21 protein-coding genes and 1 pseudogene are annotated in these 23,877 nt (G+C 61.8%); 9 read left to right on the top strand and 13 right to left on the bottom strand.

Annotated features, from left to right (window positions below):
- Position 1: 1 nt before the first annotated feature.
- The 4 genes from BFP93_RS08680 to BFP93_RS08665 are packed head-to-tail and all read left to right on the top strand — an operon-like array spanning position 2 to position 3,889.
- Positions 2-769 (top strand): SDR family NAD(P)-dependent oxidoreductase, encoded by a 768-nt coding sequence (locus BFP93_RS08680; RefSeq protein ID WP_065892757.1) that lies wholly within the window; start codon positions 2-4, stop codon positions 767-769.
- 13 nt (positions 770-782) lie between these two features.
- Complete coding sequence (locus BFP93_RS08675) at positions 783-1,967, top strand: acetyl-CoA C-acyltransferase (protein WP_065892756.1); 1,185 nt, start codon at positions 783-785, stop codon at positions 1,965-1,967.
- A gap of 9 nt (positions 1,968-1,976) precedes the next feature.
- A complete protein-coding gene (locus BFP93_RS08670; RefSeq protein WP_065892755.1) occupies positions 1,977-3,104 on the top strand; it encodes an acyl-CoA dehydrogenase in 1,128 nt (375 codons plus the stop codon).
- A gap of 11 nt (positions 3,105-3,115) precedes the next feature.
- Positions 3,116-3,889 (top strand): enoyl-CoA hydratase, encoded by a 774-nt coding sequence (locus BFP93_RS08665; RefSeq protein ID WP_065884299.1) that lies wholly within the window; start codon positions 3,116-3,118, stop codon positions 3,887-3,889.
- 529 nt (positions 3,890-4,418) lie between these two features.
- On the opposite strand, the gene BFP93_RS08660 is transcribed toward BFP93_RS08665, so the two are convergent.
- The 12 genes from BFP93_RS08660 to arnC form a co-directional block, all read right to left on the bottom strand.
- Positions 4,419-5,570, bottom strand: coding sequence for an acyl-CoA dehydrogenase family protein (locus tag BFP93_RS08660; RefSeq protein ID WP_065884300.1), 1,152 nt, complete (start codon positions 5,568-5,570; stop codon positions 4,419-4,421).
- A gap of 3 nt (positions 5,571-5,573) precedes the next feature.
- Positions 5,574-6,677, bottom strand: coding sequence for an enoyl-CoA hydratase/isomerase family protein (locus BFP93_RS08655; protein ID WP_065892754.1), 1,104 nt, complete (start codon positions 6,675-6,677; stop codon positions 5,574-5,576).
- Positions 6,678-6,808: 131 nt separating this feature from the next.
- A complete protein-coding gene (locus BFP93_RS08650) occupies positions 6,809-7,516 on the bottom strand; it encodes an HPP family protein (protein ID WP_065892753.1) in 708 nt (235 codons plus the stop codon).
- A 163-nt stretch (positions 7,517-7,679) separates the two neighbouring features.
- Positions 7,680-7,856 (bottom strand): hypothetical protein, encoded by a 177-nt coding sequence (locus BFP93_RS28295; RefSeq protein WP_122464181.1) that lies wholly within the window; start codon positions 7,854-7,856, stop codon positions 7,680-7,682.
- Between the two features lie 290 nt (positions 7,857-8,146).
- Positions 8,147-9,769: an ArnT family glycosyltransferase gene (locus BFP93_RS08645; RefSeq protein ID WP_065892752.1), complete on the bottom strand. Its 1,623-nt coding sequence runs from the start codon at positions 9,767-9,769 to the stop codon at positions 8,147-8,149.
- A gap of 3 nt (positions 9,770-9,772) precedes the next feature.
- A complete protein-coding gene (locus BFP93_RS08640; protein ID WP_065884304.1) occupies positions 9,773-11,152 on the bottom strand; it encodes a UDP-glucose dehydrogenase family protein in 1,380 nt (459 codons plus the stop codon).
- Positions 11,149-11,562, bottom strand: a complete 414-nt coding sequence (gene arnF, locus BFP93_RS08635) for a 4-amino-4-deoxy-L-arabinose-phosphoundecaprenol flippase subunit ArnF (RefSeq protein ID WP_065892751.1) — start codon at positions 11,560-11,562, stop codon at positions 11,149-11,151. The genes BFP93_RS08640 and arnF overlap by 4 nt, the downstream gene beginning before the upstream one ends.
- Complete coding sequence (gene arnE, locus BFP93_RS08630; protein ID WP_065884306.1) at positions 11,559-11,906, bottom strand: 4-amino-4-deoxy-L-arabinose-phosphoundecaprenol flippase subunit ArnE; 348 nt, start codon at positions 11,904-11,906, stop codon at positions 11,559-11,561. Before arnE ends, arnF begins: the two co-directional genes overlap by 4 nt.
- Positions 11,903-13,558, bottom strand: a complete 1,656-nt coding sequence (arnT, locus tag BFP93_RS08625; protein ID WP_065892750.1) for a lipid IV(A) 4-amino-4-deoxy-L-arabinosyltransferase — start codon at positions 13,556-13,558, stop codon at positions 11,903-11,905. The genes arnE and arnT overlap by 4 nt, the downstream gene beginning before the upstream one ends.
- Complete coding sequence (gene arnD, locus BFP93_RS08620; RefSeq protein ID WP_065892749.1) at positions 13,555-14,439, bottom strand: 4-deoxy-4-formamido-L-arabinose-phosphoundecaprenol deformylase; 885 nt, start codon at positions 14,437-14,439, stop codon at positions 13,555-13,557. The genes arnT and arnD overlap by 4 nt, the downstream gene beginning before the upstream one ends.
- A complete protein-coding gene (gene arnA / locus BFP93_RS08615; protein WP_065892748.1) occupies positions 14,439-16,430 on the bottom strand; it encodes a bifunctional UDP-4-amino-4-deoxy-L-arabinose formyltransferase/UDP-glucuronic acid oxidase ArnA in 1,992 nt (663 codons plus the stop codon). The genes arnD and arnA overlap by 1 nt, the downstream gene beginning before the upstream one ends.
- On the bottom strand, positions 16,427-17,461 hold the full coding sequence (gene arnC / locus BFP93_RS08610) for an undecaprenyl-phosphate 4-deoxy-4-formamido-L-arabinose transferase (RefSeq protein WP_065884310.1): 1,035 nt from the start codon (positions 17,459-17,461) through the stop codon (positions 16,427-16,429). The genes arnA and arnC overlap by 4 nt, the downstream gene beginning before the upstream one ends.
- A 412-nt stretch (positions 17,462-17,873) precedes the next feature.
- Here arnC and BFP93_RS08605 point away from each other — a divergent pair, with 412 nt between their 5' ends.
- Together BFP93_RS08605 and xerC are read left to right on the top strand one after the other, a co-directional pair.
- Positions 17,874-18,686, top strand: a complete 813-nt coding sequence (locus tag BFP93_RS08605) for a M949_RS01915 family surface polysaccharide biosynthesis protein (protein WP_065892747.1) — start codon at positions 17,874-17,876, stop codon at positions 18,684-18,686.
- 107 nt (positions 18,687-18,793) lie between these two features.
- Positions 18,794-19,708, top strand: coding sequence for a site-specific integrase (gene xerC, locus BFP93_RS08600; RefSeq protein WP_065884312.1), 915 nt, complete (start codon positions 18,794-18,796; stop codon positions 19,706-19,708).
- Positions 19,709-19,722: 14 nt separating this feature from the next.
- On the opposite strand, the gene BFP93_RS08595 is transcribed toward xerC, so the two are convergent.
- Positions 19,723-20,919 carry a multidrug effflux MFS transporter gene (locus BFP93_RS08595; protein WP_065892746.1) on the bottom strand — a complete coding sequence of 399 codons (1,197 nt, stop codon included), beginning with the start codon at positions 20,917-20,919 and terminating at the stop codon, positions 19,723-19,725.
- A 149-nt stretch (positions 20,920-21,068) separates the two neighbouring features.
- On the opposite strand from BFP93_RS08595, the pseudogene BFP93_RS29625 reads away from it, so the two are divergent.
- From BFP93_RS29625 to rbsK, 3 genes and pseudogenes are all read left to right on the top strand, one after another.
- Positions 21,069-21,824: pseudogene (locus BFP93_RS29625) on the top strand (MCP four helix bundle domain-containing protein); the annotation flags it as partial.
- Positions 21,819-22,682: a methyl-accepting chemotaxis protein gene (locus tag BFP93_RS29620; protein ID WP_370737778.1), complete on the top strand. Its 864-nt coding sequence runs from the start codon at positions 21,819-21,821 to the stop codon at positions 22,680-22,682. The pseudogene BFP93_RS29625 and the gene BFP93_RS29620, both read left to right, overlap by 6 nt.
- Before the next feature lie 240 nt (positions 22,683-22,922).
- Entirely contained in the window at positions 22,923-23,846 is a 924-nt protein-coding gene (rbsK, locus tag BFP93_RS08585; RefSeq protein ID WP_065892744.1) for a ribokinase, read from the top strand.
- Positions 23,847-23,877: the final 31 nt, after the last annotated feature.

Raw genomic sequence — 23,877 nt, 5'->3', positions numbered from 1 at the left:
GATGCAGATTGAAAACAAGGTATTCCTGGTCAGCGGCGGTGCGTCGGGCCTCGGCGCTGCCACTGCCGACATGCTGATCGCGGCGGGCGCCAAGGTCATGCTGGTGGACCTCAACGCCGACGCCGTTGCCGCCAAGGCCAGCCAGCTTGGCGACAACGCCCGCAGCGCCGTGGCGGACATCAGCCAGGAAGCGGCGGCCGAAGCCGCCGTCCACGCCACGGTTGCCGCCTTTGGTGGTTTGCACGGGCTGGTCAACTGCGCCGGTGTGGTGCGTGGCGAGAAGATTCTCGGCAAGGACGGCCCGCACGCCCTGGCCAGTTTTGCCCAGGTGGTCAACGTCAACCTGATCGGTAGCTTCAACCTGTTGCGCCTGGCCGCTGCGGCCATCGCTGAAACCGACGCGGACGCCGATGGCGAACGCGGTGTCATCATCAATACCGCCTCGGTGGCGGCGTTCGACGGGCAGATCGGCCAGGCCGCGTATGCCGCCTCCAAGGGCGCGATTGCCAGCCTCACCTTGCCGGCCGCGCGCGAACTGGCACGGTTCGGTATCCGTGTGATGACCATCGCCCCCGGCATCTTCGAAACCCCGATGATGGCCGGCATGACCCCGCAGGTACGCGAGGCCCTGGCCGCCGGCGTGCCGTTCCCGCCACGCCTGGGCAAACCCGTCGAATATGCGGCCCTGGTGCGGCATATCATTGAAAACAGCATGCTCAATGGCGAGGTGATCCGTCTCGACGGCGCCTTGCGCATGGCAGCCAGGTAAGGAGGCATCATTCATGAATGACCCTATCGTTATTGTCAGCGCCGTGCGCACGCCCATGGGCGGGTTCCAGGGCGACCTCAAGGGCCTGACCGCACCGCAACTGGGTGCCGCCGCGATTCGTGCGGCGGTCGAGCGCGCCGGTATCGCCAACGACGCCGTCGACGAAGTGTTGTTTGGCTGTGTACTGCCCGCAGGCCTCGGCCAGGCGCCGGCACGCCAGGCAGCGCTGGGCGCCGGGCTGGACAAATCCACCCGTTGCACCACGCTCAACAAGATGTGCGGCTCGGGCATGCAAGCGACGATTATGGCTCACGATGCCTTGCGCGCCGGCAGTGTCGACGTGGTGATCGCCGGCGGCATGGAGAGCATGTCCAACGCGCCGTACCTGCTCGACCGCGCCCGCAGCGGCTATCGCATGGGGCACGGCAAGGTCCTCGACCACATGTTCCTCGACGGCCTGGAAGACGCCTACGACAAGGGCCGCCTGATGGGCACCTTTGCCGAAGACTGCGCCGAGCACAACGGGTTTACCCGTCAAGCCCAGGACGCCTTTGCGATTGCCTCCCTGACGCGCGCGCAGGAGGCCATCACCCACGGCAGTTTTGCCGCTGAAATCGTTCCGGTGCAGGTCACTGTCGGCAAAGAGCAGAAAACCATCCTGCATGACGAACAGCCGCCCAAGGCCAGGCTGGACAAGATCGCCAGCCTGAAGCCGGCCTTCCGCGAAGGCGGCACGGTCACCGCAGCCAACTCCAGCTCGATCTCCGATGGCGCGGCGGCGCTGTTGCTGATGCGCGAATCCGAGGCAAGCAAGCGCGGCCTCAAACCCCTGGCGGTGATTCATGGGCATGCGGCGTTTGCCGATGAGCCGGGGCTGTTTCCGGTGGCGCCTGTTGGGGCGATACGTAAGTTGATGGGCAAAACCGGCTGGAGCCTGGAGGATGTCGACCTGTTCGAGATCAATGAAGCGTTCGCGGTGGTCAGCCTGGTCACCATGAGCAAACTGGAAATTCCCCACGACAAGGTCAACGTGCACGGCGGCGCCTGTGCCCTGGGCCATCCGATCGGTGCCTCAGGCGCGCGCATCCTGGTGACGCTGCTCTCGGCCCTGCGCCAGAAAGGCCTCAAGCGCGGCGTTGCGGCAATCTGCATCGGCGGTGGTGAAGCCACGGCCATGGCCGTTGAATGCCTGTATTAAGGACTGACCATGCTGCCTAATGACGAACAACTGCAAATCAGCGACGCGGCCCGGCAATTTGCCCAGGAACGCTTGAAACCGTTCGCCGCCGAATGGGACCGCGACCATCGCTTTCCCCGGGAGGCCATCGGTGAGATGGCCGAACTGGGCTTTTTCGGCATGCTGGTGCCGGAACACTGGGGTGGCTGCGACACCGGTTACCTGGCCTACGCCATGGCCCTGGAAGAAATCGCCGCCGGCGATGGCGCCTGCTCGACCATCATGAGCGTGCACAACTCGGTGGGTTGCGTGCCGATCCTCAAGTTCGGCAGTGACCAGCAGAAAGAACAGTTCCTCAAGCCCCTGGCCAGCGGAGCGATGCTCGGCGCCTTTGCGTTGACCGAACCCCAGGCCGGCTCCGACGCCAGCAGCCTTAAAACCCGCGCACGCCTTGAGGGCGACCATTACGTGCTCAACGGCTGCAAACAATTCATCACCTCGGGGCAGAACGCCGGTGTGGTGATTGTGTTTGCGGTCACCGACCCGGCGGCGGGCAAGCGTGGCATCAGTGCGTTTATCGTGCCCACCGATTCGCCGGGCTACAGCGTCGCGCGGGTCGAGGACAAGCTGGGGCAGCACGCCTCGGATACCTGCCAGATCCTGTTTGAAGACCTTAAGGTGCCGCTTGCCAACCGCCTGGGCGAGGAGGGCGAGGGCTACCGGATCGCCCTGGCCAACCTTGAAGGCGGGCGCGTAGGCATTGCCGCGCAATCGGTGGGCATGGCCCGTGCGGCGTTTGAGGCGGCCCGTGATTACGCCCGTGAGCGTGAAAGCTTCGGCAAGGCCCTGATCGAACACCAGGCCGTCGCCTTTCGCCTGGCGGACATGGCCACGCAGATTGCCGTGGCCCGGCAGATGGTGCACTACGCGGCAGCCCTGCGCGATAGCGGCAAGCCGGCCCTGGTCGAGGCGTCCATGGCCAAGCTGTTCGCCTCCGAAATGGCCGAGAAAGTCTGCTCTGCCGCCTTGCAAACCCTGGGCGGTTACGGTTATCTGAGCGACTTCCCCCTGGAGCGGATCTACCGCGATGTGCGGGTCTGCCAGATTTACGAAGGCACCAGCGATATCCAGCGTATGGTCATCTCACGCAATCTTTAAGGAGCCGATACATGAGTTACGAAACCATTTTGCTCGAAGTCCAGGGCCGCGTCGGGCTGATTACCCTCAATCGCCCGCAGGCGCTGAACGCCTTGAACGCCCAACTGGTCAGTGAGTTGAACCAGGCGCTGGATGGCCTGGAAGCCGACCCGCAGATCGGCTGCATCGTGCTGACCGGCTCCAAGAAAGCCTTCGCCGCCGGCGCCGACATCAAGGAAATGGCCGAGCTGACTTACCCGCAGATCTACCTGGACGACCTGTTCAGCGACAGCGACCGCGTGGCCAACCGCCGCAAGCCGATCATTGCCGCCGTGAACGGTTTTGCCCTGGGTGGCGGCTGCGAACTGGCCCTGATGTGCGACTTTATCCTGGCCGGTGACGGCGCCAAGTTCGGCCAGCCGGAGATCAACCTTGGCGTACTGCCTGGCATGGGCGGCACCCAGCGTCTTACGCGGGCGGTGGGCAAGGCCAAGGCCATGGAAATGTGCCTGACCGGGCGCTTCATCGACGCCGTGGAAGCGGAACGCTGCGGCATCGTCGCGCGCATCGTGCCCGCCGACGAGCTGCTGGACGAAGCCTTGAAAGTCGCCACCCTGATCGCCGGTAAATCAGTGCCGATCAGCATGATGGTCAAGGAAAGCGTAAACCGCGCATTTGAAGTGAGCCTGTCCGAAGGCGTACGTTTCGAGCGCCGCGTATTCCACGCAGCGTTTGCGACCCAGGACCAGAAAGAGGGAATGGCAGCGTTCGTGGCCAAACGTACGCCCGCGTTCAAGGACAAATAACGAGATTCTCACATTCCATGGAGATCCAAATGTGCGAGGGGGCTTGCTCCCGATAGCGGTGTGACAGTCAACCAACATATTGACTGATCCACCGTCATCGGGAGCAAGCCCCCTCCCACAGTTTGCCCGCGGTGTGTCAGGCAGAGCGGGTGGTTCTGCATGATCGGCAAGGCACCAGCGTTCAAAGACAAGTAGCCCAAGCCTTCACAACACAGCAGATCCAAATGTGGGAGGGGGCTTGCCCCCGATAGCGGTGTGACAGTCACCAAGATATTGACTGATCTACCGTCATCGGGGGCAAGCCCCCTCCTACAGTTTTGCCCGCGGCGTGTCAGTCAGAGCGGGTGGTTCTGCATGATCGGCCAGGCGCCGATATTCAATGCAGGTAATCCAGACTTCAACAACACAGCAGATCCAAATGTGGGAGGGGGCTTGCCCCCGATAGCGGTGTGACAGTCAACCAACACATTAACTGATCCGCCGCCATCGAGAGCAAGCCCCCTCCCACAGTTTTACCCCTGTGTGTCAGTCAGAGTGGGTAGTGCTTCAGTTCCCTGGCAATGACCATGCGCTGAATCTCGCTGGTGCCTTCGTAAATCTGCGTGATCCGCGCATCCCGGTAGTAGCGTTCCACCGGGTAGTCTTCCAGGTACCCATACCCACCATGAATCTGCATCGCCTTGGAGCAGACCTTTTCGGCCATTTCCGAGGCGAACAGCTTGGCCTGGGACGCTTCGGACAGGCATGGCTTGCCGGCGCTGCGCAGGCGTGCGGCGTGCAGGATCAACAGGCGTGCCGCGTTCAGCTGGGTTTGCATATCGGCCAGCAGGTTGGCCACGCTCTGGTGTTCGATAATCGCTTTGTCGAACTGCACCCTATCCCGGGCATAGGCCAGCGCCGCTTCAAAGGCGGCCCGCGCGATGCCCAGGGCCTGGGCGGCGATGCCGATACGTCCTCCCTCCAGGTTGGACAGGGCAATGGCCAGGCCTTTGCCGCGCTCGCCGAGCAGGTTGGCTTCGGGCACCGCGCATTGGTTGAAGGTGACGGCGCAGGTGTCGGACGCCCGAATGCCCATCTTGTGTTCAGTGCGGTCTACCACAAATCCCGGGGTGTCAGTGGGCACCAGGAACGCCGAAATGCCTTTCTTGCCCAGCTCCGGGTCGGTCACGGCAAACACAATGGCCAACTGGGCGCGCTTGCCGTTGCTGACGAACTGCTTGGCACCATTGATTACCCACTGGCCGTCGCGCAGTTCGGCGCGGGTGCGCAGGTTGTGGGCTTCGGAACCGGCCTGGGGCTCGGTCAGGCAGAAGCAGCCGATGGCCTGGCCACTGGCGAGAGCGGCCAGCCAGGTGTGCTTCTGTGCGTCTGTGCCGTAGTTGAGGACCGGGCCGCAACCCACTGAATTATGGATACTCATCAAGGCGCCAGTAGCACCATCGCCCGCAGAGATTTCCTCCACGGCCAGGGCATAGGCGACGTAATCCACGTAAGTGCCGCCCCATTCCTCCGGGACCACCATACCGAGCAGGCCCAACTCGCCCATCTTGGCCACCAGCGCATCGTCGATCCAGCCGGCCTTTTCCCAGGCCTGGGCATGGGGTGCGATTTCACCACGGGCAAAATCACGCGCCATGTCGCGGATCATCACTTGTTCTTCTGTGTATTCAAGATCTTGCATGGCTTATTTCTCAATCTGCGCGAAGTCACGGAAGAAGCTTTCGACATGGCTGGCGTCCAGCGCATGCACCGTTGGCGGATTCCACTGCGGTTTTTTGTCCTTATCGATGATCAAGGCGCGGACCCCTTCGATCAGGTCGCCACGGGCGAACCACTGGCGGTCCAGATGCAGCTCCAGGGCAAAGCACTGCTCCAACCGCAGGTGGCGCCCACGGCGCAACATCTGCAGGGTGACAGCCATGGCCAGGGGCGAGCGGGTCTGCATCAGGTCGGCGGTGGCCTGACCCCAGTCGTGGCTATCGGCGACGGTGACCTGCTGAAGTTGCTCGACAATGCTTGGCACGTCCGGCAGGGCGAAGAAATGGTCGATTGCCGGACGCAAGGCCGCCAGCGGCGGATCAGGCAATTGCTGCACGGCCAGTTGGGCGAGCACGCCTTGCAGGTCCTTGAGGGGAGAATCGCGCCATTGCAGGCTATCGAGCCTTTGCGCAAGCTCGGTCAATCGGGCGCTGTCCAGGTACCAATCCGCCAGGCCGCAGTACAAGGCGTCCGCCGCACGGATCTGCACGCCGGTAACGCCCAGGTAGATCCCCAGCTCCCCGGGGATGCGCGGCAGGAAATAGCTGCCACCCACATCCGGGAAATACCCAATGGCCACTTCGGGCATGGCCAGACGACTGCGCTCGGTCACCACGCGCAGGTCGGCGCCTTGCACCAGGCCCATGCCGCCGCCGAGCACGAAGCCGTCCATCAATGCCAGTACGGGTTTGGGGTAGTGGTGGAGGATAAGGTCAAGTGCGTATTCCTCCACGAAGAAGTCTTCATGCAGGGTGTCGCCGCGCTTGAAACTGTCGTACAGGGAACGGATATCGCCGCCGGCACAAAAGGCCCTGTCGCCGGAGCCGCGCAGCGCCACGGCGTATACCCGCGGGTCATCGGCCCAGGCCTGCAGCTGCGTGGTCATCCGCCGCACCATGTCCAGGGTGATGGCATTCAAACCGGCGGGGCGGTTGAGGGTGAGGTAACCGATATGGTTACGCACCTCACTCAGTATTTCCTGCTGCTGAATATCGGTGTGGCTTGCTTCGGGGGACACCTGAGCAGTCATCACTAACTCCCTGCTTTTATTGTTCTTTATCAAGATGTTCTGGGGCGAACCATCGCCTGATCGTACCAGCGCAAATTTGCCACGTACAACCCGGAATCATGCAGGTCGTTGTTGCATTTATGCAGAGCGCGTCAAACCACGCGGCCGGCCAGGACCTCGCCGATGCTGCGGCGTCGCGCGTGACCTTCGGCGGTATGGATCAATTCCTCCAGCGCCGTGGGCTCGACGTCGAAGAACTGCTCCATATCGGCCAGCGCCAGCTTGAGGTCGGCCGCCGTGATGGCCGGGTCGGGTGCGGGCGCACTGCCGATCACCACCGGCAGCGGTGCGGCAGGCGCCTTGGGGTAACGCGTGCGGGTGGCGTTATTGTAGGCCAGCGCGCACGTCAGCAGCGCACCGGCACCGAGCATGACCGGTGCCAGCTCGTGCCAGCCGAGGGCGATGGAGGCTGGGTCGGCCAATACCAGCGTCATCGCCAGGCCACCGGCCGGCGGGTGCAGGCAGCGCAGCCAGCAGATCAGCACAACGGTCATGCCCGCCGCCAGGCAAGCGCTGCCCAGGGTGCGTCCCAACACCCGTGCCACGAGCAGCGCCACCACGGCCGCGCACAGGTAACTGCCCATGATCGACCAGGGTTGCGCCAACGCCCCCGACGACACGGCGAACAACAACACCGCCGACGCCCCCAGTGGGCCCAGCAGATGCAGGGCGACTTCCATGCCAAACACCTGGGCACACACCCAGACACTGAACAGGGCACCCAACGCCATGCCGATGGCGGCGCGGCTCCATTCAGCGGGACGGGTGTTGATGGCGGCAGGTAACCAGCGAGCGAGCATTGAAAAGGGTCCTGAAACGGGGGGCGAAAAAAAGGCCTGCCTGGTTTCCCTGGAAAGCCTTGAACGTTCCAACGTTATTGGGGGAGGAAAGCGTGCAGTGTGCCAACTGGGTTACAGCGACGCCAATGCATATTAATGAGGGTTGAATGCAAAAAATATGTATTCAAGAGGCTTCGCCGAACGGTGTTCGAGCGGCACCCAAGGGCGATGGGGTGCTGATTTTGCCCAGCACAAGGCTATCGAGTTCTTCGTTGAACAAGCGTTTGTGCAGGTTCTCCTGCATACCTGGCTCGTCAGCCAGCGGGCCCTTCAACGCCACCAGTGCGTCGCGTAACCCCATCAGCCGATCCAGTCTCGGCGCCGCTACAGCCAGCCTATCCTCTCGCACGGCATTGACTCCTTGTTGTTATGCAGGTTCGCGACCAGCGTTGTGCCAGACATCGCCTGACGCAGGTGGTAAATAATTAATCCACTTGGCAAGCGAGTCTACAGTTGAGGTTCAGGCGTCGGAAGGCAAAGTGCACCGGCCCTTACGCAAAGCTCTGTAGGTGTTTTCTCGGTGATTTTGATGAAAAACACCCACGGTTTTGTGAGTTGGCGTTATTTCTTACGCGCTCTTTGGAAACACGCTCAGGGAGCGGTGTTTTTCTCCAGATGGAGCAACACATAAGGCGTCTTATCGAATGCCCCAGTGAGCGTCGGCGTGAGCAAACGCAAGCGCGGGTCAGTCAGGTTCTGGAAGTCCTCCTGGCTCATCACCAGCCAGGCCGGCGCCTGAATAGGCTGGAGTTCAACGGGCAATTGGGTAAACAGCGGGACCTTGTCGCAATTGAAGTTGACCATGAACTTGATGGCTTTTGCGTCTTTGCCCAATGCATGCAACACCAGCGGTGCCGGTTGTTGCAGGATCTGCTCCTTGGCCGCCAGCGTGAACGTGCGGGTGTCGTAAAGGCTGCGCTCCAGGGGTTCGACCACTGAGATGTTAGTCGTCCAGACCGCCGCCACCGCAACGAAAGCCGGCCCGACCGCGCGCAGTCGCGCCTTGAACAGTGCCAGCACCGCCAGCCCCTGCAGTACCGCCAGCAGTCCGAACATCAGCCCCAGATCGGCCAGCAGTTCCGGGTAGCGGCGTCGCGCCGCGATCAGGCCGACCGCCAACAGCGCAGGTAGCAGCGTCCACAGCACCAGCATCAAACCGCGCAACCCGCTGAACAGTCGGCCCTGAGCGACCTGGAACGGATACGCAGCAATGATCGCGGCCATTGGCAGCATCGGCAGGATATAACGTGCCTTTTTCGCCTGGGGCACCGACAAGCCAAGCATGACCAAGGCACCGGCCGCCGCGCAGTACAGCACCAGCTTCAGCGCCGGGTCTGCGGCTCGGCGGCCGCCGCTCATCACGGCCAGCAAGACCAGAAGCGCCACCGGGTAGGCCAGTGCGTAGTTGCCCAGGGAACTGGTGAAGTAATACAGCACGCCGCTGGAGCCTTCGCTGCCATCCATGCGCCCCAGAAATTGCATGCGAATCACTTCATGCAGGAAGTCTTCGCCACCGCTGAGCTTGGCCAGCAACAGCAACAGGCCGATACACGCCGCCAGCAACGCCAGCGCCAACAGCCCGAAGCTGAACAATTGCCGCCATTGACGGTTGATCAGGTAATAGCTGCACAGCACTCCGGTAGGGATGACCAGACCAATCGGCCCGCGAATCGCAAAACCGAGCATCAACAGCGCAAACACCCAGTGCAGACGCTTGGCCGCCGAGAAATGATCATGGGCATAACCCAGGTAAAACACGGCCAGCGTCACCGCCGCCAGCATCTGGTCCAGGGAGACGGCGCGGGTTTCGCTGATAAAGGTGCTGCTGAGCAGCAACATGGCGATGCTCAGCACGCCCCAGCGCTGGGAGTAGGGCGCGGTGAGTCGATACACCAGCACTACGATGCAAGCCGAGGCGACAGCACTGGGCAGCCAGGCCGTGAGGCTGGTGACCTCGCCCAATGGCAGGGACAATAACCAGGTCAGCAGGGTCGAGGTGGCCAGGTAGTCTGCATACGGCTGGCCGTAGGTGGTGGGAAAAAAGCTCGGGCCATGGCGCAGCATCTCCTGGGCAAATACCACGAAGCGCGAGTCGAAGCCGATAATTGCCTGGTGCCAGTTGCCGGCGATGAATAGCACCAGTGCCAGAAGCCCCAAACCCAGTGACTGTAGACGGATTGTCGGATTGAGCAGGGGCGGGTGCGCATTGTTCACTTATCAGCCTGCCTTGGCCTGTGGCATCCAGTTTTGCTGGGGGATCGGCAAGTCGCAGGAGTCACCACGGCCGATAGGGAAATACTTGAAGCCCTTGCGCGTCAGGCGCTCGCCGTCGTACAGATTGCGCCCGTCAAAGATCACCGGGGTTTTCAGGCGCTGGTGGATCAGGTCGAAGTCCGGCGCCTTGAATTGCTGCCACTCGGTGCAGACGATCAGCGCATCGGCGCCGCCCAGGGTGGACTCCGGCGTGCCCATCAGCATCAAGCGCGGGTCATCGCCATAGATGCGCTGGGTTTCCTGCATGGCTTCGGGGTCGAAGGCACGTACGTTGGCGCCGGCCTCCCAGAGCGCTTCCATGAGCACGCGGCTCGGCGCGTCGCGCATGTCGTCGGTATTGGGTTTGAAGGCCAGGCCCCACAAGGCGAACGTCTTGCCGCGCAGGTCACCCTTGAAAAACGCGTTGATGCGCTCGAACAGCTTGCCTTTCTGGCGCTGGTTGATCGCTTCCACGGCTTCGAGCAGGTCGCTGGAGCAGTTGGCCTGCTTGGCGCTGTGGATCAGGGCGCGCATGTCTTTGGGAAAGCATGAGCCGCCATAGCCGCAACCTGGATAAATGAAGTGGTAGCCGATGCGCGAGTCGGCACCAATGCCCAGGCGCACGGCTTCGATGTCGGCGCCCAGGTGTTCGGCCAGTTCGGCGATCTGGTTGATGAAGCTGATCTTGGTGGCGAGCATGCAGTTGGCGGCGTATTTGGTCAGTTCGGCGCTGCGCAGGTCCATGAAGATGATGCGGTCATGGTTGCGGTTGAACGGTGCGTACAGTTCGCGCATCACCTCCCGTACTTCTTCGCGCTCGCAACCGATGATGATGCGGTCCGGGCGGCGGCAGTCGGCCACGGCCGAGCCTTCCTTGAGAAATTCCGGGTTGGAGACGATATCGAATTGCAGCTCACGGCCGGCGGCGCGCAGGTTCTTGCGGATGTGGTCGCGCAAGGTATCGCCGGTACCCACCGGCACCGTGGATTTTTCCACCAGGATCACCGGTGCCACGCGATGGCGGGCGACTGCATCACCCACCGACAGCACATATTTGAGATCGGCCGAACCGTCTTCATCCGACGGCGTGCCCACCGCAATGAACAGCACTTCACCGTGCTCGACGGCAAGTTTTTCGTCGTAGGTGAAATGCAGGCGTCCGCTTTCCAGGTTTTCCTTGACCATGGCCGCCAGGCCGGGCTCGAAGATGGTCACGTGGCCCTTCTGCAGCGACTCGACCTTGCGCTGGTCAACGTCCATGCAAATAACATCGTGACCGACTTCGGCTAATACCGTGGCCTGTACCAGGCCGACGTAACCACTACCAAATACACTGATTTTCATGGGGTATTCCTGGGACTTGAGGTGCTAGCACGACGAGAGTTGATGACCATTACGCCGAGGATGACCAACGCCACCCCCAGGGTTTTCGATAGCGAAAAGTGTTCGTTGAAGACCGGCAGGCAGGCCGCCAGCAGGTACACCAGCGCGTAGCTGATGCTGAGCAGTGAATACGCACGCCCCAGGGGCAGGTGCTTCAGCGCGCCGAGCCAGCAGAGCATCGACAGCGCATAGGCGATGATCGCCAGGATCACCACGCCCAGGGCGCTGGGGTCGATGCTGCCGGTGCTCAAGGCGTTCGGCCACTGATCCGGCAGCGGCAGCCGCGTCATGCTCCAGCGCATGCCCAATTGGGCGGCGCTGACCAGGCCGACGCTGCCCAGGGCCAGGGCGAAACCGCGTGTCCGGCTCATACCTGGCGCCCCAACAGCACGACACCCGCGATGACCAGCACCACGCCCAGCCAGTGGCGGCCATCGATGGGCTCGGCAAACACAAAGCGCGCCATCAGCGTGACCAACACAAAGTTCAGGCTGAGCATCGGGTAGGCAATGCCCACTTCCAGGCGCTGCAGCACCAGCAACCACACCAGCAAGCCGAGGCCCAGGCACACCAGCGCCGACCACAACCAGGGTGAGCGCAACTTCAGCGCCCAACCGTCGGGCACGTCACGCCAGCTTTCCACGGCAAACTTCTGCGAGACCTGGCCCATGCAGGTGAGCAGGCAGGCCGTGAGCAATAGAAGCAAGGTAATCATGGCGCGACCTGCGGGAAAATCAGAATCACGATATTGCCTTGGGCATACCGCTGGCCGTCCGGAGGCAGCAGTGCGAGTTCTTCCTTCTCGCCCTGGCTGTTGACGCGCATCACCACGCCCACCGCACCGCTGCGGCGGGTTTGCGCCATCCAGGCCTGGATTTGATTGCGGTCAACCAGGCGCTGGGCGGTATCGGCGTAGGCCAGCCCGTATTTCACCTCGCCAGAGGTGTTGTAGAGGGTGATGTCGGGCCGTTTCAGCCGCCAGGCCAGCGCTGCGGACGCACCCAGGTCGTTGCTCAACAGCGCAACGGAGGGCTTGAGTTCTTCGGCGTGATCGATGATGAACTGGTCCGGCGTCTTGTTATAAACCACCGAATGGGGCAGGGCGGCGGGCAACAAGACCACCAGCAAGCCACTGCCGATCAGCGGCGCGGCCCACAGTTTCACCGGGCGTACTGCCTGCAGCAGGTTGGCCAGGATCCAGCCGAACACGCCGATAAATACCAGCACCAGGCTGAGGGTTTCCTCACCGGGTTCGTACAGCGGCTTCTTCCATTGGAACCAGATGAGCGCCAACAGCACGAGCACACCGATCGCCAGGTTCAACCAACCGTTGATGCGCAATACGCGGCCCCGGCCTTGAGCGAGCTTGTCACTCAACGTCGAACCCATCAGCAATGCCAGGGGCAACAGGCACGGCATGATGTAGGAGGGCAGCTTGCCCTTGGCCAGGCTGAAGAATGCCAGCGGCATCAACAGCCACAGCAGCAGGAACGCGGTTTTCGGCAGGCGCTTGTCTGACCATGCCTGCTTGAGCGTGGACGGCAACAGGGCCACCCACGGCAACGTGAAGGCAACCAGCAATGGCAGGTAGTACCAGACCGGTTCGGCATGCTGGGCATCTGCACCGGCGAAGCGCTGGATATGCTCATGCCAGAAGAAGAAGTGCCAGTAATCCGGCTCTTGCAGGTGCACGGCCAATGCCCAGGGCAAGCTGATCAGGATCGCCACGGCCACGGCCACCGGGCCGAACTTGAACAATTCAACCGAACGTTTCTGCCAGAGCGCGTAGGGCAGGGCGATCAATACCGGCAGCAGCCACGCCAGGAAGCCTTTGGTCATGAAGCCCATGCCGCAGGCCAGGCCCAACAAGGCCCAGGCCCCCAGTCGAGCACGACGGGTAGTGCTGTCGAAGCAGAACCACAAGGCAGCACCGGTCAGGTTGACCCAGAACGTGAATTGAGGGTCCAGGTTGGCGTAGCCACCCAGCATCGCCACGCTGACGAAACTCATGTACAGCACGCAGCTGACCAGGCTTTTTTGCGGGTCGTTCCACAAGCGGCGTGATACCAGATAAACCAGCAGAATGCTCAGCCCGGTGCTCAAGGCCGAGGCAAAACGCACTCCGAACAGGTTCTGCCCGAAGATCGCCTGGCCCAGCGCAATCATCCAGTAGCCGGCGGCGGGTTTTTCGAAGTAGCGAATGCCCATGAAGTGCGGCGCGGCCCACTTGCCGGTGAGCAGCATTTCCTGGCTGATCTGCGCATAGCGGGTTTCATCGGGAATCCACAGCCCGTGGGTCGCCAGCGGTAACAGGTAAACCACCCCGAACGCCAACAAAAGCAGGGGCAATGCCCAGCGACGGATCATGCCTGCTGTACTCCAAGCCAGCCCTCGCGGCCGCTCAATGCGCCACGCACCAACTGTTGCTGGGGCAGGGTGGTCACATCCGCAGGCAGCAGCTCGCCCAGGGGTTTGAAGTCGATGCCGCGCTGCCCTGCCTGGGCGAGCAACTGGCGAAAATCATTGGCCATCAGAATCCCTTCTACTTCTGCGTGGATCGTATAGACGTTCAGCGTCGAGGCGCTGAACCGATCCAGGATGAAACGGTTGAAGTCTGTGGCAGCCACCACCGGCCCGACGACTTCGTCGAAGGTCGGCAGGTCCACCGGAATTTGTGGGGTGCCCGCGCTGCCATCGGCCAGGGTTGGTCGAAACAGGCTGGTGCCCCGGCAATCGCTGTTGTAGCGAAAATTGAAGGCTTGTTTGGCTTGCACCACACGTTCGTCGGCGCGCCAACCGGCGGCCGCCGAACAGTCGATACGCTCGCCAAGGATGTCGCTCAGGGTGTCCACGCCGCGCCGGATCTGCTCGACCAGCTGTGCGTCGCTCCAGCGCCCGGTATTGGCCTGCCAGCCATGGTGATCCCAGGCGTGCAGGCCGACTTCATGCCCGGCGGCCTTGGCCTGGCGCATCAGATGCCCCAGGTCGCGGCCAATCGGTTTGCCCGGCCAGGCGGTGCCGGCCAGCAAAATGTCCCAGCCATACAGGCCGGCGGCATTGGAACGGAGCATTTTCCACAGGAACTGCGGGCGGATCAGGCGCCACAAGTGGCGCCCCATATTGTCCGGCCCGACGCTGAAGAAAAACGTCGCCTTGACCCCGGCTTCGTCCAGGGACTCGAGCAGCCGCGGCACACCATCACGGGTGCCACGGTAGGTGTCGACGTCGATGCGAAGGCCTGCCTGCATTACTTTTTATCCGCTATTTCAAGCATGGCTTCACGCAGGAAGAAATCCAGCGTGTTGCCGATGGTTTCGCTCATCTCCACGGTCGGCTCCCAGTTCAGCAGGCGCTTGGCGTTGTCGATGCTAGGCTTGCGGTGGGCCACGTCCTGGTAACCGGTGCCGTAGAACGCCTTGCTCTCCACGTCGCGGAAACCGGCGAACGGTGGGAAGTTGTGGCGCAGCGGGTGCGCTTCGAACTGACGCAGCAGCTCTTCGCCCAACTGGCGGATGCTGGCTTCGTTTTCCGGGTTGCCGATGTTGATGATCTGGCCGTCGCAGACACCGTTTTCGTTATCGATTATGCGCGCCAGGGCTTCGATGCCGTCGGCGATGTCGGTGAAGCAACGCTTCTGCTCGCCACCGTCGAACAGGCGGATCGGCGTGCCTTCCACCAGGTTCAGGATCAATTGGGTGATGGCACGGGAGCTGCCGATACGCGCCGAGTCCAGGCGATCAAGGCGCGGGCCCATCCAGTTGAACGGACGGAACAGGGTGAATTTCAGCCCCTTGTCGCCGTAGGCCCAGATCACGCGGTCGAGCAGTTGCTTGGAGACCGAGTAGATCCAGCGTTGCTTGTTGACCGGGCCGACCACCAGGTTGGAGGTGTCTTCGTCGAAGTACTGGTCCTGGCACATGCCATAGACTTCGGAAGTCGATGGGAAGATCACGCGCTTGTTGTACTTGACGCAGTAACGCACCAGCTTGAGGTTTTCTTCGAAATCCAGCTCGAACACGCGCAGCGGGTTGCGGGTGTATTCGATCGGGGTGGCGATGGCCACCAGCGGCAGCACCACGTCGCATTTTTTGATGTGGTACTCGATCCACTCGGTGTGGATGCTGATATCGCCTTCCACATAGTGGAAGTTGGGGTGGCTGCGCAGGCGCTCGATGGCGTCGGAGCCGATATCCAGGCCGTAGACTTCGTAACGGTCGTCGCGCAGCAGGCGCTCGGACAGGTGGTTACCGATAAAGCCGTTCACCCCCAGGATCAGCACGCGGGTACGGCGTGGCTTGCGGCCCGACTCGGCGCCGCGCAGCACGGAGCCGTCCACCAGGCCCAGTTCATCGGCCAGGGAAGGCCCGGCCAGGTACAGGCCGTTGTCGTTGCGCTGGCCGAACTTGACCACCAGTGAGTCTTCGCCACAGGCAATGCGCAGCGGGTTGACGCTGATTACGCGGCCCGGCGCCAAACCGTCGTTGCCTTTGACCACCTCGGCCTGCCACACGATGAGCTTGTGCTCGCCGACCGCGCAAAAGGCGCCAGGGTAAGGTTGCGTTACGGCGCGGACCAGGTTGAACAGTTGTTCGGCGGGGTTTTTCCAGTCGATCTTGCCATCGGCGGCGGTACGGCGACCAAAGCAGGTCGCCTGGCTTTCGTCCTGGGCCGTTTCGCTCAGTTTGCCCAGGGCCAGTTGCGGCAGGGCGTCGCGCAGCAGGTTGCTGGCGGCATCACGCAGTTTGGCGTGCAGGCTCAGGCCGGTGTCGCTGCGCTCGATGCTGACTTTCTGCTGGGCCAGGATCGCACCGGCATCGGCACGCTTGACCATGCGGTGCAGGGTCACGCCGGTTTCGGTTTCACCGTTGACCAGCACCCAGTTGGCCGGTGCGCGGCCACGGTATTTGGGCAGCAGCGAACCATGCAGGTTGAACGCGCCGTGGCGGGCGGTGGCCAGCAGTGGCTCGCTCAACAGGTTGCGGTAGTAGAAGGAAAAGATGAAATCCGGGTTCAGCTTGGCGATGCGTTCGACCCACAGCGGGTGGTTAGCGTCTTCCGGAGCGTGCACCGGGATACCGTTGCGGGCACACAGCTGTGCGACGGAGCCGTAGAAGTTGTTTTCCTTGGGGTCATCGGCATGGGTGAACACCGCAGCGATGTCGTAACCCGCATCGAGCAGGGCTTCAATACCGGCACAGCCAATATCGTGGTAGGCGAAGACAACGGCTTTTGAACTCATGACTGGACCTGATCGGAAGTAGAAGTAGAAGTATGGGAAGACACCAGGCCATCAACGACGACCACGGGAGCCGGTGCTGCCGGTTGGTTGCGCAGCACTTTTTCAATGAAGAAACGCGGGCGGGCCCGCACATCGCTGTACATGCGGCCCAGGTATTCACCCAGCAGGCCCATGCCGATGAACTGGCCACCGGTGAACACGAAGAGCACGGCAAACAGCACGAACAGGCCGTCACCCGCCCAGCCGGCACCGAAGGCCAGGCGCATGACGATCAGCGCAATGGCAAACAGCACGCCCAGCGCCGCCAGGCTGAAACCGACGATGGACAGCAGGCGCAATGGCGTGGTGGTCATGCAGGTGAGCAGGTCGAACATCAGGCTGATCAGGCGCATGGCGCTGTATTTGGATTCGCCGTGTTCACGCTCGGCGTGGTGCACCAGGATTTCCGTGGTGTGACGGGCAAAGCCGTTGGCCAGGATCGGGATAAAGGTGCTGCGCTCGCGGCAGGCAAGCATCGCGTCGACAATGGTGCGTCGGTAGGCGCGCAGCATGCAGCCGTAGTCAGTCATGGCCACGCCGGTGGAGCGCTGCACGGCCAGGTTGATCAGGCGCGAAGGCCAGCGACGGAACGCCGAATCCTGGCGATTGTTACGCACCGTGGCAACCACGTCGTAGCCCAGGGCGGCTTGTTCCACCAGGCGCGGGATTTCTTCCGGCGGGTTTTGCAGGTCGGCGTCGAGGGTAATCACCACTTCGCCCCGGCACTGCTCGAAACCGGCCATGATTGCCGCGTGCTGGCCGTAGTTGCGGTTGAGGATCACCGCGACCACGTTGCTGCCGTCTTCGGCGGCGGCGTCTTCGAGCAACTGCGCCGAATCGTCGCGGCTACCGTCATCCACCAGGATTATTTCGTATTCGTAAGCCAACTGTTTGCAGGCGGCCGTGGTGCGGCGCAGCAATTCGGGCAGGCTCTCTTGCTCGTTATAGACCGGAATAACGATCGATACGCAATGAATAGGGTAGGGTTTCAAAGATTCAAGACCTCGGCTGGAGCAACTTGGAGCGCGAAAAACAGCAGCGTTTATTGGGCAAAACTACAGCCCGCAGATGACAAAGCGGCGATAAAGATAAAGCGTAATCAACAGCTTAGTCGATTAACCCCGGATTGCTCTGAAGTGTTGCATACAAGGTTAAGCGCAAAAATGTTCAACGAATATGAAAGGCGGATGAAAAACTCGTTTATTTGACAGGTAGACAGCTAGGGTTCAGCTATGTGGCCAAGGTGTTAAACCTTGTAATTTTCAGGCAGATAGGAACAGCCCGCCGAGTATTTGGTTCACGTGGGCAGCACCCGTGATGGGCGCTGTGTATCTATTCAACAATCTTCTCTGCATTGCCCTTCAAGTGCCGGTAAAGTAAGCCATCTCTTGCCAGGGTACTCGGATGAATAGCGTGCAGCTTTTACGCGGCCAGTTGCGGCCGGTGTTGATGGGATTGTGGGTATGCGTCGCCTGTGTCACGGCCGTGCGGGCCGATGAAGGCGTGGCCCTGGCGAACATTGATCAGGTACCCGAAGGTGTCGAAGTGCGTGGCAAGCAAGTCGCCGCCTATACCTGGGACGACCGCCAGGGCAAAAACCTGCTGGTGCTGGCCGAACAGGTCGGCGAGCGGGACGACGATGGCACCCAGTCGGCCTTTGTCTACGCGGCCCAATACCTGCTGGCGGGCGAGCATCCCAAGCGCGTGTGGATGCTCTATGACGACGTACGCCAGTGCCAGTTCGACGCCAGGCTGCACTTTGACAGGGCGGCTACCCAGGTCACCGACCTGCTGGGTGACGGCAATACCCAGGCGACCGTTGGCTATTCGCGCACCTGTACCAGCGACGTCAGCCCGAATGAATTCAAGTTGATCATGCATGTCGGCAAGTCGGAGAAGTATCGCCTGCGCGGCGTTGACCGCTACGGCGCAGCCTGGTGGGACGAGGACGCCGGTGCCTTGCGCGGCATGCCGTTGCCGACCGATTGCAGCGTGGCCGCCCAGCAGGCGCTGGTCAGCCAGTACAAGGAGCAGGGCACCGAACTGCCGCTGCCAGGCTGCTACGCCGACGAGAAGGATTTCGCCAAGGCGCCGGACAGTTACCTGACCTTCATGCGTCGCCACTGGTTTGCCCTGATGCAGAAACAGGACGCCGATTGGAGCCAATCCCAGGCTCAACCTCAGCCATCTGCCGAAGAAGAAGAGGTGGCGCCTTGATTTGATGGCAGGGCCGATACTGCGCTAGACTCGGCCTTCGCCAATCAATAAATATCACGATGAATCAATGGATTGCTTGTGATATTTAATCCAAAGGCTGATCTACCTTGACTGAGTCCATCCGCAACCCGCTGACCCTCTACCTCACCCGCCTTGCGCCCTCCAGCCAACTGACCATGCGTTACGTGCTGCAGGACGCCGCCGACCGTCTCGGCCTTGACGAGGTCAACCTGGAAGACATCGACTGGCACCTGCTGCAGCCCGAACAGGTGATTGCCTTGGTCGCCGCGTTGCGTGAGGACGGCTATGCGCCGAACACCTCGTCCCTGTATGTGAATGCCGTGCGCGGGGTGATGAATGAAGCGTGGCGGATGAGCCTGATCAGCCAGGAACATCTGTTGAAGATGCGTTCGGTCAAGGCCGCGTCCGGTACACGGCTGGGGCAGGGACGCAACCTGCGCCGCACGTTGATCCGCGAAATGATGGAAGTCTGCGCCGCCGACCCACGCCCCCAGGGCCTGCGCGATGCCGCCGTCATCGGCCTCCTGTACGGCTCGGGCATGCGCAAATCGGAGTCGGTCAACCTTGACCTGGCGCAGATCGACTTTGAGCAGCGCAGCTTGCGCGTGATTGGCAAGGGCAACAAAGAACTGGTCAAATACGCGCCGGATTGGGCATTCGCCAAGCTGCAGGCCTGGCTGGAGTTCCGTCGCGGGCAACTCAAGGAAGGCGAAGAGGACGACACGTTCCTGTTCAACCGCATTCGACGCGGCAGTCATATCACCCGGGAACGTATCACCAAACACGCGATTTACTACATCGCCCGCCAGCGTGGGGACCAAGTGGGGGTGAAGATCATGCCCCATGACTTTCGCCGCTCATTCATCACGCGGGTGATCGAGGAACATGACCTGTCGATTGCGCAAAAGCTGGCCCATCACACCAATATCCAGACCACCGCCAGCTATGATGTACGTGACGACAACGAGCGGCGGCGGGCGGTGGACCGCTTTGATTTGTAGGCGTGACGCGGCGATCAGACGCTCGCCAGGTGCGGCGGCAAGCGGCGCAGCGTCCACAGCACGGTAAGCATGGCGGCGGTCGCGCACAGCGCGATGCCCACCAGCATCGGCGCGGGCGTATGGTCGGCAAACAGCCCCACCAGCGTCATGGAGACAGCGGCGGTGACCATCTGAATCGCGCCCAGCAGGGCCGATGCCGAACCTGCCACCGCGCCATGGTCTTCCAGCGACAACACGCCGGCGGCCGGTAATAACAGGCCGAGAAAGCCGAAGCCGATAAACAGCAGCGTCATCATCAAGACCAGGTGATTGCCCCATAGTGTCGTGGCCGCCAGCAGCGCCATCACGGCTGCCACGGCAATCACCGACCAGCGGATCAGCGGCGGCAGGCCAAAACGCGCACTCAGGCGTGCCGTCAGTTGGCTCATGGCAAAGAATGACGCCGCATTCACTGCAAAACACAGGCTGAATTGCGTCGGTGTCAGGCCGAAGTATTCGATGTACACGAAGGGCGCGCTGCCGATAAACACGAAGAACGTCGCCAGTCCAAAGCCGCTGACTACCGACAACCCGGTGAACACCGGATCGCGGAGGAGGGCGCCGTAGCTGCCGAACGCACTGCCCAGGGTCTTGCCCAGACGCCGCTCCGCCGGATGAGTTTCCGGCAGTTGCACGATCGTCATCACCAGGCACAGCAGCGCCACCACTGCCAATGCGGCAAACACCTCGCGCCAGCTCCACAGCGAAATCACCAGGCTGCCGGCCAATGGCGCAAGGATCGGCGAAACGCTCATCACCAGCATCAACAAGGCCATCAAGCGCGCCGCTTCATGGCCGGTGTACAGGTCGCGGACAATCGCCCGCGGAATCACCATCCCTGCGCATGCGCCAAAGGCCTGCACCGCGCGAAAGCCGATCAGCACTTCGATGCTGGGGGCCAACGCACAGCCGATGCTGCCCACGGTAAAGATCACCAACCCTGCATAGATCGGCAATTTGCGCCCAAAGACATCGCTGATCGGGCCGTAGAACAGCTGGCACACGCCGATGATCATGAAGAACACGGTCAGGCTCATCTGCACGGCGGCCGGCGACGCGTTGAGACTGGCGCCAAGGGTTGGCAGCGCCGGCAGGTAACTGTCGATGGCAAACGGTCCGATGGCGGTGATCAAGCCCAACAGCAGGGCGAGGTGGGCGATGCTTCTAGGCATGGGCAAGTCCGGGCAAAGACGCCCAGCTTAAGGGATTGGCACAGATCCGCAAACTTGGGCTTCACTAACCGAGGCCCGTGCCGATAACGATACTAACGACGCTCGAACGGTTGGTTTCCCAACCGGCGGCCCAGGTATGGGGATACCAGATGACGATCAAACTACGCTTGATGCTGTTGATTGCGACCGGGCTGCTGACCGCCTTGATCATGAGCTTGGCCGGCTACCTGGGAAATTCCCGAATGGGCGCCGCCGTGCAGGACAATGAGGTCAGCATGACGGTGCTGCGCAACCATATGGAAGCCGACATGATGCACGACGCCCTGCGTGCCGATGTGTTGTCCGCCATGCTGGTGGGGCTGGGCAAAAGCACCAGCACGCCGGCCGACGTCAGTGCCTCGCTCAAGGAGCATGCCGAGCACTTCCGGCAGATGCTGGCGGATAATTTCCAGCTGCCGCTGGACGCCACCATCAAGGCCAGCCTGGAAAAAATCAAACCCAGCCTGGAGACTTACGTCAGCGCCGGCGAGCGCATCGTCGCGCTGGCCCTGGCCAATCCCGAGGCGGCGCGTGGGGAGCTTGAGACCTTCAATGCTGCGTTCAGGCAGTTGGAGGACCAAATGGCCGCGCTGAGTGAACTGATCGAGACCAAGACCCAACAAACCAGCACCGGCACCCGGCAAGCGATCAGCAACGCCAACTGGATCCTGGGCGTGGTACTCGGCGCCAGCCTTTTGCTGCTGCTGGCCCAGGGACGCTGGGTGATCCTGAGCATCATGGGGCCGCTGCGCACCGCCAGCCGCATTGCCGACAGCATCGCCCATGGCAACCTGAGCGAACCGATTGTCGAGCCGCGCAACCAGGACGAAGCCAGTACGCTGATTCGCAGCCTCGCCACCATGCAGCGCGATTTGCGCGGCATGATCGACGTGGTACGCAGCAATGCCCATGAGGTCAACGGTGTAAGCGAACGCCTGAGCCAGGGCTGCCATGAAGTGGCGGGCAGCAGCCAGCAGCAAAGCGAGGCCGCCAGCACCATGGCCGCCGCCGCGAGTGAAATGACCGCCAGCATCGAAGAAATCACCCGTCATGCCGGGCAGGCGCTGGACATGGCCAACCAGGCTGAAACCCTGGCCAAGGACGGCGGCCGAATCATTCATCAAGTGGTCAGCGACATGGACGGCATCGCACGTTCGGCCCAGCAATCGGCCCAGGTGATTCGCACCCTGGACAAAGAATCCGAAGCAATCTTCAGCATTATCCAGGTGATCAAGGGCATCGCCGACCAAACCAACCTGCTGGCCCTGAACGCCGCCATCGAAGCCGCCCGCGCCGGTGAGCAGGGCCGCGGCTTCGCCGTGGTGGCCGACGAAGTGCGCAGCCTGGCAGGGCGCACCAGCGCCTCGACCCAGGAAATCGCCAGCATGGTCGGGCGTATCCAGCAGAACACCCGTGAAGCGGTGACCAGCATGGAGGAGGGCGTTGCTCAAGTCGACAAGGGCATGGCCGTCACGGCCGACGTGGAACGCGCCATTCGCGAGATCCTCCAGGCCACGCTCAATACCACGGAGCTGGTGAATGATATTTCCCGCACCATCAGTGAACAGAGTTTGGCCAGTAACGAGATCGCCCATCAGGTGGAGATGATTGCCGGCATGTCGCAAAGCAATAGTCGCGTTATTGGCGATACCGCCTCGACCACCGATGAGTTGGCTGGCTTGGCCAGCAAACTGTCGCAGTCCGTGGATCGGTTCAGACTGTAACGCGGGCGTCTTCGTGGCCGGCTCCTGGTGGGCCGGTTTTTTTTGCGTGAAATTATCATTCAGCAACGGCTCAACGTCGCGCCCCGGCGCTTGATGCCCGACCCTTGTCAGCGCCTGTTCGTACGATGACTTGAATCGTTCGCGCAAAAAAAGATTGAATATTCACACCTTATGTTATTTAAATAACAAAACAAGAGCGGCATGGCCTGCCTGGTCCAGCCGTAACAAGGTGGAATAGCAATGAGCAAGATCGCAGTCATCGGCAGCAACATGGTGGATTTGATTACCTATATCGACCGCATGCCGGTTCAGGGCGAAACCCTTGAAGCGCCTGGCTTTGCCATGGGTTGCGGCGGCAAAGGGGCCAACCAGGCGGTGGCTGCCGCCAAGCTTGGGGCTGATGTCCTGATGCTGAGCAAGGTCGGCGACGATATGTTTGCCGACAACACAGTGGCCAACTTCCAGCGCTTTGGTATCGACACCCGTTATGTGCAGCGCGTGCCTGGCGTTTCCAGCGGCGTCGCACCGATTTTTGTTCGGGCCGACTCTCACAACAGCATTTTGATCGTCAAGGGAGCCAATGCGCATTTGCTGCCGGCGGACATCGAGGCGGCTGCCGCCGACCTTCGCGAATGCACGCTGATCGTGCTGCAGCTGGAGATCAATCTTGACACGGTCTACCACGCCATCGAATTCGCTCACCGACACGGTATCGCGGTGCTCCTCAACCCTGCACCGGCCCTGGCCGGTTTGAGTCGTGAGCACCTGGCGCACCTTGACTTCCTGATCCCCAACGAATCGGAGCTGGCGTTGATCAGCGGCCACGTTGTGGACTCGCCGCAATCGGCCCAGACCGCCGCCCGTAGCCTGGTGACCAGCGGCATCCGGCACGTGATCGTGACCCTCGGCGAGCACGGTGCGCTGTACGTGGGGGAGGAGGGCGAGTTCCAGGTGCCGGGGGTACGGGTTGAAGCCCGTGACACCACCGGTGCCGGGGATGCCTTTATCGGTTGTTTCATTCACCACTGGAACCGCGACCGCCATATTCGCCAGGCCATGGAGCGGGCGGTGGCGTATTCCGCCTGCTCGGTCATGGGGCTGGGTACGCAGAGTTCCTATCCCGACAGTGAAACGTTCAATCGCTTTGAGCAACAACAGCGCTGACACCCTCAGCCCAGCCCAGCCCGGAGAACAA

Source organism: Pseudomonas sp. 44 R 15 (assembly GCF_900004965.1).
GTDB lineage: Bacteria > Pseudomonadota > Gammaproteobacteria > Pseudomonadales > Pseudomonadaceae > Aquipseudomonas > Aquipseudomonas orientalis_A.
This window is presented reverse-complemented; position numbering and strand designations above follow the sequence as displayed.

What these genes read in the sequence shown, in the direction of transcription:
- BFP93_RS08680 (WP_065892757.1), top strand. Translation starts at nt 2, where the DNA reads ATGCAGATTGAAAACAAGGTATTCCTGGTCAGCGGCGGTGCGTCGGGC.
- BFP93_RS08675 (WP_065892756.1), top strand. Translation starts at nt 783, where the DNA reads ATGAATGACCCTATCGTTATTGTCAGCGCCGTGCGCACGCCCATGGGC.
- BFP93_RS08670 (WP_065892755.1), top strand. Translation starts at nt 1,977, where the DNA reads ATGCTGCCTAATGACGAACAACTGCAAATCAGCGACGCGGCCCGGCAA.
- BFP93_RS08665 (WP_065884299.1), top strand. Translation starts at nt 3,116, where the DNA reads ATGAGTTACGAAACCATTTTGCTCGAAGTCCAGGGCCGCGTCGGGCTG.
- BFP93_RS08660 (WP_065884300.1), bottom strand. Translation starts at nt 5,570, where the DNA reads ATGCAAGATCTTGAATACACAGAAGAACAAGTGATGATCCGCGACATG.
- BFP93_RS08655 (WP_065892754.1), bottom strand. Translation starts at nt 6,677, where the DNA reads ATGACTGCTCAGGTGTCCCCCGAAGCAAGCCACACCGATATTCAGCAG.
- BFP93_RS08650 (WP_065892753.1), bottom strand. Translation starts at nt 7,516, where the DNA reads ATGCTCGCTCGCTGGTTACCTGCCGCCATCAACACCCGTCCCGCTGAA.
- BFP93_RS28295 (WP_122464181.1), bottom strand. Translation starts at nt 7,856, where the DNA reads ATGGGGTTACGCGACGCACTGGTGGCGTTGAAGGGCCCGCTGGCTGAC.
- BFP93_RS08640 (WP_065884304.1), bottom strand. Translation starts at nt 11,152, where the DNA reads ATGAAAATCAGTGTATTTGGTAGTGGTTACGTCGGCCTGGTACAGGCC.
- arnF (WP_065892751.1), bottom strand. Translation starts at nt 11,562, where the DNA reads ATGAGCCGGACACGCGGTTTCGCCCTGGCCCTGGGCAGCGTCGGCCTG.
- arnE (WP_065884306.1), bottom strand. Translation starts at nt 11,906, where the DNA reads ATGATTACCTTGCTTCTATTGCTCACGGCCTGCCTGCTCACCTGCATG.
- arnT (WP_065892750.1), bottom strand. Translation starts at nt 13,558, where the DNA reads ATGATCCGTCGCTGGGCATTGCCCCTGCTTTTGTTGGCGTTCGGGGTG.
- arnD (WP_065892749.1), bottom strand. Translation starts at nt 14,439, where the DNA reads ATGCAGGCAGGCCTTCGCATCGACGTCGACACCTACCGTGGCACCCGT.
- arnA (WP_065892748.1), bottom strand. Translation starts at nt 16,430, where the DNA reads ATGAGTTCAAAAGCCGTTGTCTTCGCCTACCACGATATTGGCTGTGCC.
- BFP93_RS08605 (WP_065892747.1), top strand. Translation starts at nt 17,874, where the DNA reads ATGAATAGCGTGCAGCTTTTACGCGGCCAGTTGCGGCCGGTGTTGATG.
- BFP93_RS08595 (WP_065892746.1), bottom strand. Translation starts at nt 20,919, where the DNA reads ATGCCTAGAAGCATCGCCCACCTCGCCCTGCTGTTGGGCTTGATCACC.
- BFP93_RS29620 (WP_370737778.1), top strand. Translation starts at nt 21,819, where the DNA reads ATGCAGCGCGATTTGCGCGGCATGATCGACGTGGTACGCAGCAATGCC.
- rbsK (WP_065892744.1), top strand. Translation starts at nt 22,923, where the DNA reads ATGAGCAAGATCGCAGTCATCGGCAGCAACATGGTGGATTTGATTACC.